At 68.8% G+C, this 20,244-nt stretch carries 13 protein-coding genes and 3 pseudogenes; 7 read left to right on the forward strand and 9 right to left on the reverse strand.

Annotation, left to right across the window (positions count from 1 at the left end):
• Positions 1-32: 32 nt before the first annotated feature.
• Both OG568_RS56595 and OG568_RS56600 read right to left on the reverse strand, forming a co-directional pair.
• Positions 33-1,139 carry a hypothetical protein gene (locus OG568_RS56595; RefSeq protein ID WP_329537785.1) on the reverse strand — a complete coding sequence of 369 codons (1,107 nt, stop codon included), beginning with the start codon at positions 1,137-1,139 and terminating at the stop codon, positions 33-35.
• 160 nt (positions 1,140-1,299) lie between these two features.
• Complete coding sequence (locus OG568_RS56600) at positions 1,300-1,863, reverse strand: HIT family protein (RefSeq protein ID WP_329537786.1); 564 nt, start codon at positions 1,861-1,863, stop codon at positions 1,300-1,302.
• A 343-nt stretch (positions 1,864-2,206) separates the two neighbouring features.
• Between OG568_RS56600 and OG568_RS56605 the strand changes: the two genes are divergently transcribed.
• The gene (locus OG568_RS56605; protein ID WP_329537787.1) at positions 2,207-4,090 is read left to right on the forward strand and encodes a hypothetical protein; all 1,884 of its coding nucleotides are present in this window, start codon (positions 2,207-2,209) and stop codon (positions 4,088-4,090) included.
• 156 nt (positions 4,091-4,246) lie between these two features.
• Here OG568_RS56605 and OG568_RS56610 read toward each other — a convergent pair whose 3' ends face one another.
• From OG568_RS56610 to OG568_RS56625, 4 genes are all read right to left on the reverse strand, one after another.
• On the reverse strand, positions 4,247-5,035 hold the full coding sequence (locus OG568_RS56610) for an SDR family oxidoreductase (RefSeq protein ID WP_329537788.1): 789 nt from the start codon (positions 5,033-5,035) through the stop codon (positions 4,247-4,249).
• Positions 5,036-5,102: 67 nt separating this feature from the next.
• Positions 5,103-6,173, reverse strand: coding sequence for an NAD(P)-dependent alcohol dehydrogenase (locus OG568_RS56615; protein ID WP_329537789.1), 1,071 nt, complete (start codon positions 6,171-6,173; stop codon positions 5,103-5,105).
• 30 nt (positions 6,174-6,203) lie between these two features.
• On the reverse strand, positions 6,204-7,088 hold the full coding sequence (locus OG568_RS56620; RefSeq protein ID WP_329537790.1) for an aldo/keto reductase: 885 nt from the start codon (positions 7,086-7,088) through the stop codon (positions 6,204-6,206).
• Positions 7,088-8,461 carry an MFS transporter gene (locus OG568_RS56625; protein ID WP_443077986.1) on the reverse strand — a complete coding sequence of 458 codons (1,374 nt, stop codon included), beginning with the start codon at positions 8,459-8,461 and terminating at the stop codon, positions 7,088-7,090. Before OG568_RS56625 ends, OG568_RS56620 begins: the two co-directional genes overlap by 1 nt.
• Positions 8,462-8,812: 351 nt before the next feature.
• Between OG568_RS56625 and OG568_RS56630 the strand changes: the two genes are divergently transcribed.
• Positions 8,813-9,709: a helix-turn-helix transcriptional regulator gene (locus OG568_RS56630; RefSeq protein WP_329537792.1), complete on the forward strand. Its 897-nt coding sequence runs from the start codon at positions 8,813-8,815 to the stop codon at positions 9,707-9,709.
• A gap of 82 nt (positions 9,710-9,791) precedes the next feature.
• The gene (locus tag OG568_RS56635; protein ID WP_329537793.1) at positions 9,792-10,811 is read left to right on the forward strand and encodes an aldo/keto reductase; all 1,020 of its coding nucleotides are present in this window, start codon (positions 9,792-9,794) and stop codon (positions 10,809-10,811) included.
• A 222-nt stretch (positions 10,812-11,033) separates the two neighbouring features.
• Here the strand turns inward: OG568_RS56635 and OG568_RS56640 are convergent.
• Positions 11,034-11,950 (reverse strand): annotated as a pseudogene (locus OG568_RS56640) (sensor histidine kinase); the annotation flags it as partial.
• A gap of 42 nt (positions 11,951-11,992) precedes the next feature.
• On the opposite strand from OG568_RS56640, the gene OG568_RS56645 reads away from it, so the two are divergent.
• On the forward strand, positions 11,993-12,307 hold the full coding sequence (locus tag OG568_RS56645; RefSeq protein WP_329538305.1) for a GDSL-type esterase/lipase family protein: 315 nt from the start codon (positions 11,993-11,995) through the stop codon (positions 12,305-12,307).
• A 206-nt stretch (positions 12,308-12,513) separates the two neighbouring features.
• Here OG568_RS56645 and OG568_RS56650 read toward each other — a convergent pair whose 3' ends face one another.
• Positions 12,514-13,494 (reverse strand): D-cysteine desulfhydrase family protein, encoded by a 981-nt coding sequence (locus tag OG568_RS56650; protein ID WP_329537794.1) that lies wholly within the window; start codon positions 13,492-13,494, stop codon positions 12,514-12,516.
• A 368-nt stretch (positions 13,495-13,862) separates the two neighbouring features.
• Between OG568_RS56650 and OG568_RS56655 the strand changes: the two are divergent.
• From OG568_RS56655 to OG568_RS56660, 3 genes and pseudogenes are all read left to right on the forward strand, one after another.
• A pseudogene (locus tag OG568_RS56655) lies at positions 13,863-14,282 on the forward strand (lysophospholipid acyltransferase family protein); the annotation flags it as partial.
• Positions 14,283-14,319: 37 nt separating this feature from the next.
• Positions 14,320-14,433, forward strand: a pseudogene (locus OG568_RS62000) (IS630 family transposase); the annotation flags it as partial.
• A gap of 716 nt (positions 14,434-15,149) precedes the next feature.
• Entirely contained in the window at positions 15,150-16,472 is a 1,323-nt protein-coding gene (locus OG568_RS56660) for an epoxide hydrolase family protein (RefSeq protein ID WP_329537795.1), read from the forward strand.
• 91 nt (positions 16,473-16,563) lie between these two features.
• Here OG568_RS56660 and OG568_RS56665 read toward each other — a convergent pair whose 3' ends face one another.
• Complete coding sequence (locus tag OG568_RS56665) at positions 16,564-18,516, reverse strand: LamG-like jellyroll fold domain-containing protein (RefSeq protein WP_329537796.1); 1,953 nt, start codon at positions 18,514-18,516, stop codon at positions 16,564-16,566.
• Positions 18,517-20,244: the final 1,728 nt, after the last annotated feature.

The following is a 20,244-nucleotide window of genomic DNA, read 5'->3' on the forward strand; positions in this document are numbered from 1 at the left end:
TTGAATCAGGCCCTAGAAGGCCCTAGAAGGCCCTAGAAGAGGTCGGCCGACCTGTCCTGCGTGAGGCTCTCGAGGATCGTGCGCATCCACGGGCTGCGAACGGCTGGTATCCGGACCAAAGTGTGCTGGAACGTTCCCCGGTCGGCCCGGAACAGGTAGTTGGGGCACGGCGGGAGCGGGTCGTCGCGGAGGACGTCCTGGGGTATGCCGCCCGACGCGGGAACCGGCAAGTACGGCTGGGGAGAGGCCAACCACAGCCACACCCCCAGCGGCAGCGGCACCGGGTACGCCGATACAGCCGGGCCGACCGGGGTCCAGGTCTGACCTGTCTGCGGATGGACCGGTACGAGGAGGATGTCGACGCCAGCGTCGGGAGCGGGCCGTCCAGGTCCAGCCAGGACGGCGCGCCGCGTTGGCGGGCCCGCGGGCAGCAGGGCGTCGAGCGCGCGTTGGAACACGTCCGCGGTCAGACCGCCCGGGACCTTCACCGGCTGCCCTTCGGAGGCCGCCAGTAGGTGGGCGAGCGCCTGGCCGGCTGCCGCCTCCCATTGCGGACTCCACGACCAGTAGTGGCTCGACCCGAGCCGTCCTCCCCATGTGGCGATCGGCTCGAACGGAGGCGTTTTCTCCCCCTTGTCTGCCAGCTCCGCCCAGGAGAGGGGCGCAGCGTGGAGCCCGTCAACGAGGACGTGGCGCACGGCATCTGAGCTGAGCCGCACTGCCTGCCAGAGCGAGCAGTCATCGACCCTGGTCGCCACCGGCAGGTCGCACGCCTCGCAGGCCATGTTGGGCCCGTCGGCCCCGTCGAGGCCACAGCAGGCACCGCCGCGCTTCTCGGGGATCAGCCGGGTTCCGCGGATATCACCGGGCGCGACGACACTCGCCCCGGGCGTGCTGTCGGACAGGGCGTAGACCGGCGCGTAGATGCCGCGTGCCTCCGCCTCGCCCGGATCGATCTCGTCCCACATCCGCCACGGCCGTCCCCAGGGGTCCGGGTCCACGGCAAACGTCCCTGACTCCATGAGCACCGGGAGCTGGGCCCCGTTCCCGTATTTCTGACGGGCGTGGGCCGGCAGGGAGACCTGGGACAAGGGAACGGTCAGCGCGGCATCGCACCTCGCACAGACGAAAACGAACAAAGGCCCCCTCCGCATGGGAAACAGCTGCATCGTCGCAGCTCGGCGGCAGCCAGCCAACGTGTTTTCTCGTCCGTCACGGGAACGGCACCTGACACAGTCGTGCAGCGTCAACGCAGCGCGGGAGAGTTCCAGCCGCCCGTCTCTGACGGCGGTGGGCGGCTCACTCGGTGTTCGAAGCTTCGGTTGCTGTGGCGCCCGCCGAAGTGGCGAACATCTGCTGTCCCTTCTCGGGCTCTGGCTCAAGTTCTGTGTGGTGCTGTCCGGACGCCAGGGCGTCCGCAAGCTCCGCGACGGGATCGCCACTGAAGTGGTGCTCCGACCGCCCGGTCGGCCAGGTCGAGATTCCGTCGTCCACCCACCGCGGAACGACGTGGAAGTGCAGGTGGGGTACTGACTGTTCCGATCCCGGGCCGCTGGCGCTCAGGATGTTCACGCCTGAGGCGTTCAGGCCGGTCCGCATCGCCACGGCGACTTGCTTGACCAGCGCCATTGTTCCGGCCAGCACGTCGGACGAAGCGTCGAAGAGGTCCGCGTAGTGCGATGTCGGAATCACCAGAGTGCGTCCTGGCGCGAGCGGGTTCAGCGGAGCGAAGGCACAGGCCATGGGCCCGCGAGCGACCCAGCGTCCGGTGTCTTCACGGATGAGCCGACAGAAGGTGCACCCCATGGGATCAGACCATGCCACATGCTGGACGGGACCCCCACAGAGTTTGGGCCCGGCCATGGATCTCGGTCACGGCCTGCGAGTTTCACAGCACTTGAGCCAGAACCCATGTGGCGGAGATTCCGGCTACGTACCGGACGCACCGCCCGACTGGGCATGAGCGGTCGTCATCTGGTCGCCCTGACACCGGCGGACCGCTCTGGGCAGGATTCTTAACAGCTCTGCGGGCAGGGTCAGTTGATGTCCTCGGCCCGTTCCGTAAACCCCCTTGCTCCCGTGTCGGGGGCAGGCACTAGAGTCCGATGCGTTGCGTGATGTTCACAGCAACCGTACAAAGAGCGCGGTCGGCCTCCGGATATCTGGGACAGTGCGGCCGCGCCATTCCCGTGGGGGGAATCCAGCAGTGAGAACACGCTCTTTGGTGTCGGCGGCCGTGTCCGCCGCACTGGGCGCCGCGCTCCTCGCCGCGCCGGCGCTGGCGTACGGAGCCGACGGCGGCACGTCCGGGCAGGACCCGGCGGCCACCGCGACCACGAACCCGACGGCCGATCCGACGTCGACGGACACGCCCACCAGCGCCTCGTCCGGCACCCCTTCGGACACCCCGACCCCGTCCAACCCGCCCATCGGCGAACCGTCGGACACCCCGACCCCCGCCGATCCGACCCCGTCCGACCCGACCCCGTCCGACCCGCCCTCCGGCGACCCTACGCCCGACCCGAGCGGCAGCGCGCCTGCCGACGGCACCGGCGCTCCGGTGTTCGGCAACGTCGGCTCCGACCCTTCCGACGCCGGCTTCCTGACGGTCGCCGTCTCCTCCGACTCGGCGATCACCGAGGTGTCCGCCGACCTGACCGGGCTGCACGGCGCGCACCCGGCGACCGTTGCAGTCACCGGCTTCACGCTCGTCTCCGGCACGCCGCAGGACGGCGTCTGGCGCTCGCCGCGCATGTCGCACCTGCCTTCGTACGGCAGCTACGACGTGACGGTCAGCGCCCAGGACAGCGACGGCGACAGCACCTCGGCGGCGCACGCCACCACCGTGGACGTCGAGCCGAAGCCGGTCTTCGCCGACCGCAGCATCAGCCCCGCCGTGCTGGACGTGGAGCACACGCACGTCACGCTCAGCGGCCGCATCTCGCTCTTCGACCCGATCACCGGCGACACCTCGCCGCTGGCCGGCAAGGAGCTGAGTGTGACGGCCGAGTACGGCGACAGCGCCGTCACCGCCGCCGACGGCAGCTACGCGATCGACGTGAAACCGAAGTTGAACGGCCTGAACGCCACGTCCGTGCCGGTCTCCCTCTCCTTCTGGATCGCCAACCCCGACGGCACGAACACCTATGTGCTCGTCGACAGCAAGACCCTGCCGGTCGTGGTCAGCCCGAGCCGGATTCGGCTGGATCACTCCAGCGCGCGGATCAAGTTCGGCGCCAAGGCGTCCTCGTCCGGAGTCGTGGAGTACCTGTACGACGGCACCTGGCGCCCGGCCAAGGGCGTCGCGCTCGACATGGGCTACTACGCCACGGCGACCAGCAGTACCGGAGGGCGCTTCACGCTCACCGACCCGTACATCCCTTACGACGACAGTACGTACACGGTCGAGACCAGCCGCGACAGCTACCTGGCCGACCCGTATCTGACCGCCTCGCACGCGCAGTTCAAGGTCGACGTCATCAACCGGACGAACATCTGCTTCTGTTCGAGCTGGATCGACGAGTACTCCGACCTGCACATCCAGGGCAGCATGAGCGCCAGCAACGGCAAGGTGCCGCCGAACCGGAAGCTGTACCTCCAGCAGTCGGCCGACGGCAAGACCGGCTGGAAGTCGCTCGGCTGGTTCACCACGAAGTCCGACGGCACCTTCAACCTCGCCGGATACGTGTCGGTGCCGAAGGGCTACTGGCGGCTGTACTCGGCGGGGTCGTCGGACTACCAGTCCGGCTACTCCAACTCCGTGCACTTCAACCGCACCGCCACCCGGATCACCGGCTTCAACGCCGGCCCCGAGCCGGTGCGCAAGGGCCACACCGTGACCACCACCGGCACCTTGCAGCGGCTGAGCGGCACGAAGTGGGTGGCGTTCGGCAAGCAGCGCGTCTACATCCTCTTCCAGGCCAAGGGCAAGAAGTCCTGGACGGCGTTGGGCTCCGTCAAGGCCGACTCGCACGGCCACTTCACCGCCCGCTTCACCGCGAAGCAGGACGGCACCTGGGCCGGGGTCTACCTCGCGTCCGGCTCCTACGTGGACGCCGAGAGCTACCACGACTACGTGGACGTGCGCTGATCAGCCTTTTCTGACGACCACCACGAAGGGCGCCCCGGGAACCTCCGGGACGCCCTTCACCCTTGCGGCCACGTGACCGCGCGCCGCCAGGAGCTCCGCCTCGGCGGGCCGGCCGCGCGGTCGGCCCGCCGGGTATGTGGCGGCCTCGGGCCGTCGTCAGGATGCGGTGCGGGTCCGGGCGTCGAGGTCGTCGCGGACCCGCTGCGGCTCGGCGTCGAACGGCATGTTGGCCTCGTCCCGGACCGCGTCCAGGTGGCCGGGGATGTCCGGGGCCAGCGCCGCGAACAGCGGTGCCAGGTCGCCGGGCGCTCCGCCCTGCTGGGCCACCAACTCGAAGGTGCGGCCGGCCGCCTCTGGAGCGGTGAGGGCCGCCACCAGCACCCGTGCGATCTGGGCACGGGCGACCACGCCGTCGGCGGGGCCGCCGGAACGGCGGCGGTCCCCCTGGAGGAACACCAAGCGCTGCTCGTCGGGTCCGTTCATGTCGAACCAGCCCGGCCGCACGATGGTGTACGTGAGGCCGCCGGCCCGCACGAGCCGTTCCGAGCGGCGCTTCCACTCCAGCAGGTGGCCGTACGCGCTGCCGCGGCCGGTGACGCCGATGGAGGTCATCAGCGCCACGCGGGGCCGCTGTCCGTCCAGGGCGGTCAGGACGTTGCGTACGCCCGCGTAGTCGACCGTCTCCGGTGCGGAGTCGCCTGTGCCGAAGGAGCCGAGGGCCAGCACGATCGCGTCGGCTCCGGCCACCGCCTCGGGCAGGGTTTCGGGTCGTGTGACGTCGCCGACGACGAGTTCGGCGTCAGCGGGAAGCACCTGGGTGCCCTTCGCGTGGTCACGCACGAGGGCCCGGACGGTGTGCCCGCGAGCGATCGCCTCGGCTACGACGAGCCGTCCGATGCTGCCGGTGGCGCCGACCACCAGCACGGTCAGGGGTTGTGTTGCCATGTTTCTTTCCTTGCAAGGGGGTGGGCGTGACGGGCGCCCCTGCCGTCGGTCCCACGTGGGCGGCGCGTCATGCCTCCCTCGGTTCGGCGAAGGTCGAGCCGTCGACCACGAACCGGTAGCGGACGTCGGAGGCGAGGATCCGCTTGTAGGCGGTGTTGATGTCCTGCGCGCCGATCAGTTCGATGTCGGCGCTCACGCCGTGCTCGGCCGCGAAGTCGAGCATCTCCTGGGTTTCGGCGATGCCGCCGAACAGCGATCCCACGTAGGACCGGCCGTTCTGGCACAAGGTGAAGACGTCCATCGGCATCGGCTCGGTCGTCACGCCGACGTTCACCATGGTGCCGTGCAGACGCAACATCCCGAGGTGGTCGGCAAGGGATACGGGCGCGCTGACGGTGTTGAGGATGATGTCGAAGGTGCCGGCCAGCTCGGTGAACGCCGAGCCGTCGCCGGTCACGGCGTAGTGGTCGGCGCCGAGGGCCGTGGCGGCCTCGCGCTTGCTGCCGGACTGGGACAGGACGGTCACGTCGGCGCCCATGGCCTTGGCCATCTTCACGCCGAGGTGGCCCAGGCCGCCGAGGCCGACGACCGCGACCCTGGCGCCCGGCCGGGCACCGAACCGCTTGAGCGGGGAGTAGACGGTGATGCCGGCGCACAGCAGCGGAGCGGCGGCGGCCGGGTCGAGGCTCTCCGGTACGCGCAGTACGAAGTCCTCGGGGGCGACGATCGCCTCGGAGTAGCCGCCCTGGGTGTGGGCGCCGGGCTCGGCGGGGTCGGGGTTGCCGAAGACCAGGGTGTGGCCGTTGAGGCAGTACTGTTCCTGGCCTGCCTGGCAGTTCTCGCACTCGCGGCAGGAGTTGACCATGCAGCCGATGCCGACCAGATCGCCGACCTGGTGGCGGGTGACCTCGGGGCCGATCTCGGTGACCCGGCCGACGATCTCGTGGCCGGGAACGAGCGGGCTGATGGGCAGCGGGCCGAACGCGCCGTCGACGAAGTTGATGTCGGAGTGGCAGATGCCGCAGAACAGGATGTCGAGCTTGACGTCGTGCGGCCCGACGTCACGGCGCTCGATGGTGACGGGAGCGAGCGGCTCGCCTGCTTCGTGGGCGCCGAACGCGTTGACGGTGGTGGGCACGGTGGTTCCTTCAGGTGTTCGGAGGGGGTTTCAGGCTTCGGGGATGGCGCGCCCGTAGGCGGCGAGGGTGATGTTCTCCGGCTCGGGGCCGCCTCGCCGGCCGGTCTCCAGGGCGTCGAGGGCCTTCAGCTCGTCCGCGGTGAGGGCGAAGTCGAAGACGTCGATGTTCTCGGCGATGCGGTGGCGCTTGGTCGACTTGGGGATCACCGAACGGCCGTGCTGGATGCCCCAGCGCAGCAGCACCTGGGCGGGGCTCTTGCCGTGCGTCTCGGCGATCGCGGTGACGGCCGGGTCTTCCAGGACGCTGCGGCGGTGCTCGCCGTATCCCGGGTAGAAGGTGATGCCGCCGATGGGCGACCACGCCTGGTTGAGGATGTGGTGCTGGTCGTCGAAGTCGAGGACGGCGCGCTGCTGGAAGTAGGGGTGGATCTCCAACTGGTTGACGGCGGGGACGACGGTGGTGGCGTCGAGCAGTGCGGTCAGGTGGTCGACCATGAAGTTGCTGACGCCGATCGCCCGGACCCTGCCGTCGGCCAGGAGCTTCTCCAGGGCGCGGTAGGCGGCGAGGGTCTTGTCGAAGTCCGACGGGAGGGCCTGGTGGAGGATGAGCAGGTCGATCCGGTCCACGCCCAGTTTGGCGGCGCTCTTGTCGAAGCCGTGCAGGGTCTCGTCGTAGCCGTAGTCGCTGATCCAGATCTTCGTCTCGATGAAGATCTGCTCCCGGGCTACCCCGGAGTCGCGGAGGGCCTGGCCGACCTCGCGTTCGTTGCCGTAGGCGGCGGCGGTGTCGATGTGCCGGTAGCCGAGGTCGAGCGCGGCCGTGACGGCGGCCCGGGTCTCGTCCGGCGGGGTCTGGAAGACGCCGAGTCCGAGGGCGGGCATCTCGACGCCGTTGTTGAGGGTGAGGGTCTGCATCACAGGAACCTTTCGGTGCGGGTGGCCCGGGCGGGCACGATGAGGATGAGGACGGCCACGACCGCCAGCGCGAGCAGGACGGCGGAACCGGTCAGGGCGGCGCCGGAGCGGGCCGCGATGTCGGTGGCCCCGTGGCCCGTGGAGACGGTGGCGGCCACGGCGGTCAGAATGCTGAGACTCAGTGCGCTGCCGATCTGGTGCACGGTGTTGACCAGGCCCGACGCGGCGCCCGCGTCCACGGGGGCGACGCCGTCGACGCCGCTGGAGGTCAGCGGGGCCAGGGCCAGACCCTGGCCGGCGCCGATGAGCACCATCGGCAGCGCCACTCCGGTCAGGTAGGGGGTGTGCGGGTCGAGGCGGCTGAGCCACACCATGCCCACCATGGTCAGGGCGACCCCGGTGGCGAGTATCAGTGGCCTGCTCGCCCGCTCCAGCAGGCGCGGCACCTGGACGGCGAAGACGAAGTTGACCAGCGTCATCGGCAGGAAGGCGAGGCCGGCCTGCAGCGGCGTCCAGTGGTAGACGCTCTGCAGGAACTGCGCGGTGAAAAAGAAGAAGCCCATCATCGCGCCCATGTAGAGCATCCGGGTGACGTAGGCGCCGCTGCGCTCCCGGCTCGCGAACAGCCGCAGAGGCACGATCGGCTGCGCGGCCCGCCGCTCCACCCGGACGAACAGCGCCAGCATCACCACGCCCGCCACCAGGGGTATCAGGGTGGCCGGGGCGGTCCAGCCGATGTCGGACGCGTCCACGATGCCGAAGACCAGCGCGGTGGAGCCCAGCGTCGCAAGGAGTGCCCCGGCGACGTCGAAGCGGCCACGTCGGCGCGCGGTCTCCGGCAGGAACCGCACGGCCAGCACCACCATCGCGATACCGACCGGCACGTTCAGGAAGAACCCGGCCCGCCACGAGACCAGGTCGGCGACCAGTCCGCCCACGACCAGGCCGAACGCGGCTCCGAGACCGGCCACCGCACTGTAAGCGGCCATCGCCCGGTTACGGGCCCGGCCTTCGGCGAAGCTGCGCGTCAGCAGCGACAGAGCGGAGGGAGCCAGGACCGCGGCTCCCACGCCCTGCAGTGCCCGGGCGCCGATCAGCCACCACTGGGTCTGTGCGGCCCCGACCAGGAGCGAGGTCAGCGAGAAGACGACCAGGGAGAACAGGAACACCCGGCGGTGTCCGAACAGGTCACCGGCCCGGGCGCCCAGCAGCAGAAGTCCGCCGAAGACCAGGACGTAGGCGTTGGTGATCCAGGACAGGCCGGTCTCGGAGAAGCCCATGTCGGCCCGGATCTGCGGCAGCCCGGTGAACACGATCGAGTTGTCCAGGATGACCATGAAGTAGCTGACGCAGATGATCGCGAGGATCAGCATCGCCCGGACCGGAGCCTCAGGCTCACCCACCGCGGTGGGCGCCGCGGATTCCTTGCGGACCGGGTCGGCGACGTGCCCGACACGTACGTCGCCGGTCCCGTCGTACTCGAGTGCTGCGCCCACGGTGGTGTCCTTCGCTGTCGCTTCAGGGCGAGGGACCGGTTTTTGACCCCGGCCTCTCGGTTCCCTTCAAGACAACCCCGCGTGGGCGCATGGGTGGGAGTCACTGGTCTTCCAGGTACTGCCAGTACCTCGCAGGTCCTCGCGGACCGGCCTACGGTGAAGTTCGAGGCGGGACCGTCCACCCGGGATGTGGTCACCGGCGGCGGAGCGATTTCAGGGATCGGGACGATGGCAGACAGAGACAAGAAGAGCGTAGCCGCCGAGGTCCGCGAGTTCCTGAGCACCCGGCGCGCGCGGATCACCCCTGAGCAGGCCGGACTGCCGGTCTACGGTGGCAACCGCCGCGTTGCGGGCCTGCGCCGGGAGGAGGTCGCGTTGCTCGCGGGTATGAGCGTCGACTACTACGTCCGCCTCGAGCGCGGGAACCTCTCCGGCGCCTCGGATTCGGTACTGGAATCCCTCGCGCACGCACTGCAGCTGGACGAGGCCGAACGCACCCACCTCTACGACCTGGCCCGGGCGGCGACACCGTCGGGCCGGCGCCCCGCGGTGACCGCGTCCCGGGTGCGGCCCACGATCGTGCGCCTGCTCGACTCGATGACCGACGTTCCGGCGTACGTGCGCAACGCGCGCTTCGACATCCTGGCCGCGAACACGCTGGGCCGTGCACTGTACGCACCCCTCTTCGACTCGCCGCTGTTCGCCCAGCGCGGCCCGGTCAACAGCGCCCGCTTCCTGTTCCTGGACCCCGCGAGCAAGGACTTCTGGGTCGACTGGGACAAGGGGGCCGACGACGCGGTCGCGTTCCTGCGCATCGAGACGGGCCGGGCGCCCCACGACAAGGCACTGACCGATCTGATCGGGGAGCTGACGACCAAGAGCGGCGACTTCGCCCGCCGGTGGGCCCGCCACGACGTGAAGTTCCACCGCTCCGGAGTGAAGAACCTGCACCACCCGCTGGTCGGCGATCTCGCACTCCCCTACGAGGCGATGGAGTTGCCGGCCGATCCCGGCCTTCGCCTCAACTTCTACACGCCCGAACCGGACTCCCCGGCGGCGGAGGCTCTGGGCCTCCTCGCCAGTTGGGCGAGCGCCGGGACCGTCGTCCCGACCGCGAACGACTGATGACAACTGATGACGACTGAGCTCATCCGCTGAGCACGTCCACTGAGCACATTCACTGAGTACATCCAAGGAGAACCACTTCATGCAGTACCGACCGCTCGGCCGCACCGGCGTCCAGGTCAGCCCGCTCTGCCTGGGCGCGATGATGTTCGGCCCCTGGGGCAACGAGGACGAGGCCGACTCGATCCGGATCATCCACCGTGCCCTGGACGCGGGCATCAACTTCGTCGACACCGCGGACGTGTACTCCGCCGGCGTCTCGGAGGAGATCGTCGGCAAGGCCCTCAAGGGCCGCCGCGAGGACGTGTTCCTGGCGACCAAGTTCTTCATGCCGATGGACCAGGACGACCCCAACCAGCGGGGCGGCTCACGGCGCTGGATCATTCGCGAGGTCGAGAACTCCCTGCGCCGGCTCGACACCGACTACATCGACCTCTACCAGGTCCACCGCCCCAGCCCCGACACGGACGTCGCCGAGACCCTCGGCGCCCTCTCCGACCTCGTACACCAGGGCAAGATCCGCTACATCGGCTCCTCGTCCTACTCCGGCTCCCAGATCGTCGAGGCCCAGTGGGTCTCGCGGGAGCGCCACCTGGAGCGGTTCGTGACCGAGCAGCCGCCGTACTCGATCCTGGTCCGCGGCATAGAGGAGGACGTGCTGCCCACCGTGCGCCGCCATGGCATGGGCACCCTCACCTACAGCCCGCTCTCCGGTGGCTGGCTGTCGGGCCGCTACCGCAAGAACGCCATCGAGGGCCCCGCCTCCGCGGCACGCCCCCAGGCCCGCTTCGACATGAGCACCCCCGCCAACCAGCGCAAGCTCGACGCCGTCGAACAGCTCGCGCTCCTGGCGGAGAAGGCGGGTCTCACACTGATCGAGCTGGCCGTCGCCTTCGTCATCCACCACCCCGGCGTCACGGCGGCGATCATCGGACCGCGGACCATGGACCAGTTGGAGGCGTTCCTGCCCGCCGCCGACGTCACGCTGTCGTCCGACGTGCTCGACGCCATCGACGAGATCGTCGCGCCCGGCGTCACGGTCAACCCGGTCGACAACAGCTACGGCGACTTCGAACTGCGCGCCGACCAGCGACGCCGCTGACGCCTCTGGGATTCGGGATTCCCCTCGACCGCGTCTGTCGTCCCAGCACCCGCGTGCAGACTAGGCGACGATGGGCCGGGGCCTTGGCCCCGGATCTTGAACACGTCAATGCGGCTCGGGCCAGGCGGCCCCCAGCGGCTGCCGCCACCGCTGAGGCGGATGGTGCGCCTGGTCCGCCCGCGGGCGCGCATCCCGGGCATCCCGCACGTTCCATTCCGTTGGGCCGTCGGGTTGCCGGGCGTGGGGGAGCCAGATGGTGTACACCGCTCCGTTGCCGGGCCGGTTGTCGGCGGTGACGGTTCCGCCGTGTCCCTCGACCAACTGGCGGACGATGGACAGGCCCAGTCCGCTGCCGCCGGTGTGTCTGCTGCGGGACTTCTCGGCCCGCCAGAAACGTTCGAAGACATGGGGCAGGTCGTCGGCGGGCCAGGCGGTGACCGTGACCGTGCCGTCCGCGGGGGTGTGCCGGAGTGCGTTGGAGATGAGGTTGCCCAGGGCCTGGCTCATCCTCACCGGGTCGGCGTCCAGCCAGAGGCCGGGGTCGGTGTGCGCGTGCAGGCGGATGCCGGAGCTTTCGGCGCGGGCTCTGTGGGCCGACACCACCTGGACGACGAGTTCGTCCACGCGTACCGGTTCGCGGTGCAGTTTCAGGGTGCCGGCGTCGGCTGCGGCGAGGTCGCGCAGATCGTCGATGATGTGCTGCAGGAGCAGTGCCTCGTCGTGCAGGGGGAGGCGATGAGGTTTGGATCCAGGTCCAGCAGCCCGTCACGGGTGACTTCCAGCCAGCCGCGGATATTGGTCAGCGGGGTCCGCAGCTCGTGGGCGATATCGCTGACCATGACCTTGCGCTGGGCTTCCAGCTCTTCGCGACGCGCGGTGAGGTCGTTGAAGGCGGCGGCCAGGTAACCGGTCTCGTCCTTGGTGGTGACGGCGACACGCGCGTGCTCCTGCGGTGGCTGCCGGGCCGCGGCGGTGAGGGCTCGCAGGGGTCGGACGAGACGGATCGCGACGACGGTGGTCATGGCGATGGTGACGGCGAGAACCAGTGCCGCGACGCCGATGATCTTGGCTTTGTTGGCGCGGGAGAGGTCGAAGCCGGCGGGCTGTCCGCTCGGGTTGCCCAGAACGACATCGGCAACAACGCGGGTCCCGATGGTGCCCCGCTGACCGCGCAGGATCTGATCAACGGCTACCGACATCTGATTCAGCAGGCCCATGCCGCCGACGTCCGCATCATCGGCGGCACCATGCTTCCCGACAAGGGCGCCGGCTACTACAGCGACTCTGCCGAAGCCATACGCCGGGCGGTCAACACCTGGATCCGGACCAGCGGGGCCTTCGACGGTGTCGTCGACTTCGAGAAGGCCGTCGCCGACCCGGCCGAACCCACAGCCCTCAGCCCTCAGCCCGCCTACGATTCCGGAGATCACCTCCACCCGAACGAAGCCGGCATGCAGGCGCTGGCGAACGCCGTCGACCTGTCCCTGCTGAGGTAGGCAGCCGTCTCGCATTGTCGCCCCGGGGCGACCCGCCGCGCCGGCAGCCGCCGACCCGGGCCGGCGAAGCGACGTCCACCGGCCGACGCAAGGCCAGCCGATCGGGCGGAACCGTAGCCACTGCCGCAGCGGGAGCCGACCAGTCCTGCCGCGTCGGCGGCGGCCGGCCCAAGTGCCGCGGAGCTGGAGGGCACTGCTCGTGAAGGTCAGCGGAAGGTGATCGAGTTCAACGCGGCCACACTGCGCTGCACCGTCTGTGCATGCCCGAAGAGACCGGGAAGGCCGCCCGTGTGGAGGAACACGGTGCGTTGGTTCGGACGGATCTCGCCCTCGCGTACGGCGGCCATCAGGCCCGCCATGGCCCGCCCGCTGTATGTGGGGTCCAGGACGATGCCCTCCGCTCGTGCCGTCGTACTCATGGCTTCCATGACCGGCTCGTGCAGCACTCCGTATCCGGGGCCGACCTGGTCGAGACGGATGCGCAGCGATGCGGCCGTGACGTTGCGACCGGTCACCTGGGTGGACAGCGCGGCGACGACATCGGCCGGTTCCGTCACCGCCCCGCAGTCGACGCCGAGCACGCGTTCCTCGCCGAGGGCGCCGATGAGACCGGCCATGGTCCCACCGGAACCGAGCGCCACGACAACGTGCTCCACATCGGGCACCTGCATGCGGATTTCATCACCGGCTTCGACATATCCTCGCGCGCCCAGAGGGCTCGATCCGCCGAAAGGAATCAGGTAGGGACGCGCACCGCGCTTACGGAGCTGTTCGCACACATCCTCGGCGACAGCGCCCATGGTGGCGGGGTCCGTCTCACCCGACCAGAAGACACTGGCCCCGAAAAGGCTGTCGAGCACAAGGTTTCCGGAGCCGCCCGCCGCGCTGTCAGCCGTCCCGGGAAACACCAGGACCACGTTCATCCCCAGGCGGGCACCGGCAGCCGCCGTCAGACGGGCATGATTGCTCTGCGCCGCACCTGTCGTGACCAGCGTGTCCGCCCCGGTGGCGAGGGCGTCTCCGACCGTCCATTCCAGCTTGCGTACCTTGTTTCCCCCTCCGCCGAGCCCGATCAGGTCGTCCCGCTTGACCCAGAGTTCGTCACCGTTCAGGCCGAGCGCGACCGCCAGGCGAGGCATGGGCTCCATCGGTGTGAGCCACGTCGAGAGGGAATGCTTGGCGCTCATGAATTCTCCAACGAAGACACTCATCCGCAATGCGGCGCAAGAAATACGGAAAGGGACACGACGTGCTGGACGATTACAGGACGAACACGGCCGTCACTCTACTTCCCGGACAGGGGCAGCTGACGTACACCCGCACGAAGCTCGTCGTAGGGTGCCCCTCCGCGCGCGACGGCCTCCCGGCGACATGGGATGGAGGCCAGGTCGTGGTGGATATACGTCACCTCATGCCAAGAGGCACATATCCCAGTTTCGGTTCATCGCCGGGCGATATACAGAGATACCCTCCCCCATTACATGTCCCACGTTAGGAAACGTATGCCGCGCCGCAAGACAGGAATCACCTACCGGACGCTGGCCGCGATCGCGCGCGCCATCATGTGGCTGCTGTTCAGACGGGACTGGGCGGGTACCCGGAGGGTACGCTCACTCGCGATCCGGAGATGTGGCCCATGAGCGGCAGGACCGGCATCGCACGGGTTGCGCTGGAGACCGGGTGCCCGGTGATCCCCGTTGCCCAGTGGGGCGCCAACCTTCTGTTGCCGCCGTACGGAGAGATGGGCAGGGTATTCCCCCGCAAGACGCATCAACTGCTGGTGGGACCACCCGTGGACCTGTCCCGCTTCGAAGGCAGGGAGCCGACTGCGGAGGTGTGGCGGGAAGCCACGGAGGAGATCATGGCCGCGATCACGTCCCTGTTGAGCGAGATACGAGGGCTCCCCGCGCGGACGGTCCCGGTTGCACGACGGACACCGGCGAACCCGGACAACGTCCAGGCGCGGACCGCCTGACCGGCGGGACACGACACCCGCGCAGCTCACGGCCGTCCTGGAGAAACTCGCCGCATATCTCGAGCGGGGTCCGGCCGCGCTCGGCCGGGCGGCGTTCCAGGTGTGCACCGCGGCGAGGACGGCCACGAGCGGCGGGAAGTTCCACGTCTCCTAATCCGTGGGTAAGGACGGTCTGCCAGCCCGGGCGCAGCCTCCGCGGTCAAGGGCGTGCCCGTCCGGCGTTCGACACATACATACGGACCACACACCTCCGAGGAGGACATGGTTCACACGTGAGACGACCGCCACCCCATCCGCCTGAGCGCCCGGTCGGCGACAGTACGCGTGAACCTCGGAGGAGGCCCCCCACGTCTTGTGAACAAAGGGGTCCTGCACCGCAGTGACACGTGCCCGCCGGTGCGACCTCCGACGGTCCTGGCTCCTCTCTCGTCAGAGACAGGGCCGTCGCCAAGCGTGCAAAGACCCCCGTTGCTCTTGGGTGGAGTGACGGGATGCACGGGCGACTCGTTCCGGCTCCAGCGGGCGGGTCGCCCGCGCGCTTCTGCCGACCCGAGCCAGTCGCCAGGGGCTGCCCACGGACGCCACATGACCCTCTTGCGCTCGACGCGCTGCGCCGCCGCCCGAGTTGCGTGCTCACAGAGAGAGATTTACCGTTACAGATAGTAATGAGCCTGTTGTGTCGCACGAGCGCCTCGGTGCCACGCGATTCCAAGCGGAACGCCGAGCTTGGCACGGTTCACCTGCAGTGCAGCAACTCGGTGCGCGCGGAATCCAGTTCGCGCCCATGAGTAGAAAGCTCGTTGAGGAAGCGCTCCCTCCCCACCCTCCGCGACTCCGGCCCCAGGAATGACTGCAGGGAGATCCGTCATGCCCGAACTGCTCCGCTCGTACTCCCGTCGGAAGTTCCTCTCCACGTCGGCCGCCGCGGTGTCCGTAGCGGCCACCGGGGCTCTTGGACTGCGCGCCTGGGACGACTCGGCCAAGCCGGCCGCGGCGAGTGAGAGGCAGAGCATCCGCCCCTTCCGCGTGAACGTTCCGGAGCGGGACCTGACGGATCTACGCCGCCGGATCATGGCGACACGCTGGCCCGACCGTGAGACGGTCAACGACCAGTCCCAGGGCGTCCAACTCGCCACGATGAAGGAACTCACCCAGTACTGGGGAACGAAGTACAACTGGCGGAACATCGAGGAGACACTCAACTCCCTGCCGCAGTACATGACCGAGATCGACGGACTGGACATACATTTCATCCACGTCCGCTCCCGCCACGCGAACGCCCTGCCCATCATCCTGACCCACGGCTGGCCCGGCTCCATCCTGGAGTTCCTGAAGGTCATCGGACCGCTCAGCGACCCCACGGCCCACGGAGGCCGCGCCGAGGACGCCTTCCACCTCGTCATCCCGTCGATGCCCGGCTACGGCTTCTCGGAGCGGCCGACGACCACCGGGTGGAACCCCGACCGTATCGCGCGCGCCTGGGCGGTATTGATGGATCGCCTGGGATACGACCACTACGTCTCCCAGGGCGGCGACTGGGGCGCCGTGATCTCGGACAAGATGGCCGTACAGAAGCCCCCGGGACTGCTCGGAATCCACGTCAACTTCCCGGCCACCGTCCCCCCGGACATCGCGCAGAAGCTCGCCTGCGGCTATCCGGCGCCGGCCGGTCTCGACCCCGACGAGAGGGCCGCGTACAACAAGCTCGCCACCTTCTACAAGACCGGTTCCGGCTACTCGGCGATGATGGTCACCCGGCCGCAGACCGAGGGATACGGGCTCACGGACTCGCCCGCCGGCCTGGCCGCCTGGATGTACGACAAGTTCGCGGCGTGGACGTACAGCGGCGGCCACCCCCAGCGCGTACTGACCAAGGACGAGATGCTCAACGACATCACCCTGTACTGGGTGACGAACACCGCGGTCTCCTCGTCGCGTCTCTACTGGGAGAACAACGCCAACAACTTCAACGCCGTCTCGGTGTCCCTCCCGGCCGCCATCTCGGTGTTCCCGGGCGAGATCTACCAGGCCCCGCGCAGCTGGGCGTCACGCGCTTACCACAACCTCTCCTACTACCACAAGGCCCGCAGCGGCGGCCACTTCGCGGCCTGGGAAGTCCCGGGCATCTTCACGGAGGAACTCCGGGCCGCGTTCTCGACACTGCGTCCGCGGAAGACCGCGGGAAAGTAAGCGGCCCGCGGCGTTCTGGTCGCGCCGCCATGTCCGGCCCGAGACGGGCCTCCCGGCTCCGGTCGCTGGGCCGGAGCCGGGAGGCAGTGCCCTACTTGGCGGTCAGGAACTCGTCCTTGGGCAGGGGACGGTTCACGATCCGGATGTCACCGACGTTGCCGTGGAAGACGACGTCGATGGCGCCCGCGTACTCGTGGCCGCCCACCAGCCAGGGCAGCCCGAGCGAGGTGAGGCCGACCGACGGCCGCTTCGGGTTGTCGACGACCGGGGCGCCCTCTACGTAAAGCCTCGTGAAGCGGCCGTCGTTGACCACGGCCAGGTGCCACCACTTGAGCTCCACCAGGCCGTGACCCCAGTTGGTCGTCGGGTAGGTGTCGTTCACCGGGTAGTGGTTGAACTGCGGCTCGCGGCCGTTGTTCGTGATGGCGAACTGGGCCAGCGGCTCGTGCGGGTCGGTGTTCTTGCCATGCTTGCCGGCGGCCCCGGCCGAGCCACGGCGGCTGAGGAACGACGCGTTGCCGTTCTTACCCGCATCCCAGTCCAGCGGCATCCTGACGAACGTCTCGATCGTGTACCCGGTCCTGAACGTCTCGGAGTTCAGCGGTGCCGCCGCCCCGGTGGTCAGATACGCACCGTGGACCGGGTTCCGGCCGCCGACGAACTGGAGGCTGGCATGGCCGGGCTGGTCGGGGTGGTGGTCGGCGGACCAGGTCAGCGCATCGGCCGCGCTGCCCGGCACGCTCACCACCGTCAGGTCGTTGCCCTTGCCCGACAGGTCGCGGATCCGCTGGCCCTCGGTGAGCGCCGTGCCTGCAGCGCCCTGCCCGTCGAAGCGCCAGTACGCCAGCGTGCCCTTCACCAGCTCCCGTGCCGCGGGCCTGGCCGGCCGCACCGGAACAGGGTCGAACCCGGAGAACCGCTCCTTGAAGTCGATCGGCACCGAGAAGTTGTCGACCGGACCGCTGACCCGGGCGAGCTCGGCCGCCAACTCGTTGCGGGACTCCGGGGCCTGGGCCAGGATCCACGGGTTGATCGTCTCGACGTCGATCGTGTTGCGGACCAGGTCGAAGTGGTACAGCCGGATCATGCCGCCACCGCCGAAGTAGCGGTTCTGGTAGTTCGCGATGTGCAGGTGCACGTCGTTGCCGGCGGCGTTCTTCTTGGTGGTACGCCCGGGCGGCCAGTAGTGGCCGTTGATGGTCAGGAAGACCTGGTCGTTGTCGTCGACCAGCTTGTCCCAGACCGTCTGGCCGTGGTCGGAGAGCCCGGCGTTGTCCTCCGGGTCACCGGACTCGTAAGGGAAAACGTTGTCATCGTACGTCGACCAGACCATGTCGTGCGTCGTGATGATCACCGGCATCTTCGGGTGGGCCTTGATGACCTCGTCGGCCCAGGCGAAGCCCTGGTCGGTGGTCCGCCAGTCCAGGGCCAGCAGCAGCCAGGAACGCCCGGCGGCCTGGAAGATGTGCGCGGTGTTGTAGCCGGTCGCATCCGATCCGGCGAACGTCTTCGAGTGCTTGAACCGGCGCGGGCCCATGGTCTGCAGGTACGTCGTGTCGCCGCGGGTGTCGTCGCCGCTCAGATCGTGGTTGCCGGCCACCACGCTGTACGCGGCACCGTGCGCGTCCAGCAGGGCGAACGCCTTGTCGACCTGCTCGAACGACGACGGGTCGGCGTCCTGTGTCATGTCACCGAGGTGCGCCATGAACACGATGTTGCTGTCGGGGTTCGCGCTGTTGTTGATGATGTAGCGGAACGACTCCTCCTGCGGCGTCCGGTTGACGCTGTCCTGGCTGCCCCAGTACAGGAACTGAGTGTCCGGCATGACCGCGACGGTGAACTGGAGCGAGGTCGGATCCGGATTCCACTTGCCGACCCCGGCGGTCTTGGTGGCGTCCGCGGCGAAGGCGGGCGACGCACCGATCACGGACGCCCCGGTCCCGACGACCGCCGCCCCCGCACCGGCCAGTGCCGTGTTGCGCAGAAACCCTCGCCGACTGTGCCCAGCCGGTTCTTGAGTCGGGTTGTCACCGTTGTTACACATGGGAACTCTTTCAGATTGATTGTCCAAGCAACAATGACGCTAGACAGAAGCACGTCGACCCGGGCAGACACGAGATGACAAACGGCGATCAAGTGTCTGTCCGGGACTGAACACACAGGTCAAGTCGCGACCGGGGACCGATCTCCCGGTGAATGGACGGTGGACGAACCAGATCGGCGCGCCGATCAAGCCCTCCACTGTGTGGCACACGCCGCCACGAATCCCCCACGAAATACGTATCTCGCCTTCACCTCGTAAGGCATGTATTCACACCCGGCGGCGCCGACCACGAGTGTCTGCGCGACCCCCATCACAGGAAGAAGAGCGCAACATGCCAACGGAGAGCGAGCTGATGGAACAGGTACGGCTCACCCACGAGGCGCATGTCAAAGCCTGCTGGACCTGCCGGACCCACGGCAGACCGTGTCAGGCGGCGAAGCTCCTCAGACGCGAATACAACAACCTGGTGAGATCGACGAGGCGTTGACGCCGGCACGCCGCCCTGTGGAGGAGACCGGAGAGTACGATACAAAAGCGTCCCATACTCTTTTTCACGCACAAACCACCCTCCGGCGCGGCCCGGCGGGCACCCCACTCAGGCACAGCACCGGTCATTACGCCGTAATGACCGACGGGATCCACCGGCCGAGCGGCCGTGGTGGAACGGACGTCTCGCTCGACTGGCGTCCTGGCGGACGACACCATCGCGCGGACCGGTGGTACGGCTTCATCTGTGCCGCTGCGTTTGGGCTGGCCTACCCCTCGCACTGGATACGTGTACCCCCAGGACACCCGCGATGGCGTACGACCGTCCGAGCGTGCGACGACGCCCTTCATCGTCATGAGGTCGGCGACGAACTGCGGGCAGGGGTAGGGAGTCCGGCTCGGCCGCTCCGTGCGCACGCGAGCCATTCGACGGGGTTCGCGACGGTGGTGTCGGGGACCCGGTGCGGCTCCGGCACCGGGCCCCCTCCCCCTGTTCCCGCCGACGCGACAGCCGGACGGGAACGCGCGCACCTCAGCGTGCTCTGGCCGAGCTGCCTCGCCCTGCTGGGCATTCGTGATCACCAGACGGCGCCCGTTTGACGGACACCACTGCCGATGACGTCCGCCGTGGGCGCGGCTGTGCCGGACAGGCCCGGACGGTTCCGGGCAGGCGAACACGGCGCAGGCGAGCAAGGGTGTCCCCGGGCTCAGATCGCTTCACGGCACTTCCCATCGGTACATCGGTCTTCTGCACCGCCGCGCCGGCCAGCGCCGGGAACCGGGCTGCCGACCCGGAACCGGCGCGGTGACCGGATAACCGGCCCTGGCGGCGCGGCATTCCGCGACGCCCCAGGCCAGTGGCGTGATCCGGCTCACCGCCGGCGCTCAGCTCAGTCGTCCGTCCAGCCGGTACGCGTGCGCGGGACAGACACCGAGAACGCTCACCTCGGTGGAGAAGAAGCTCAGTTCCTGTAGGGCGAGTTCGACCCTGGTCCGCTGCCGGCGAATCCGCCGAGCGTTTTGTACAACGCGCCGCGGATGTTGCGCACGCAGAGCGTCTCGGTCCCCCCGGCTCCCGCCGGACCACAGCGCACGCACCACCACGTCGCCCTCGCTGGGCTCCGGCAGGGTCACCTCGCGTATCTCGCCGTGGCCCGGCGAGCGGAGCCAATGCGCACCGGAGCCGTACGAGGTGAGATTGCCGTCACCTCTCCGAGGGGTGATCTATGCTTGCCCTCGCTG

It is taken from the genome of Streptomyces sp. NBC_01450, from assembly GCF_036227505.1.
In the GTDB taxonomy this organism is placed as follows: Bacteria; Actinomycetota; Actinomycetes; order Streptomycetales; family Streptomycetaceae; genus Streptomyces.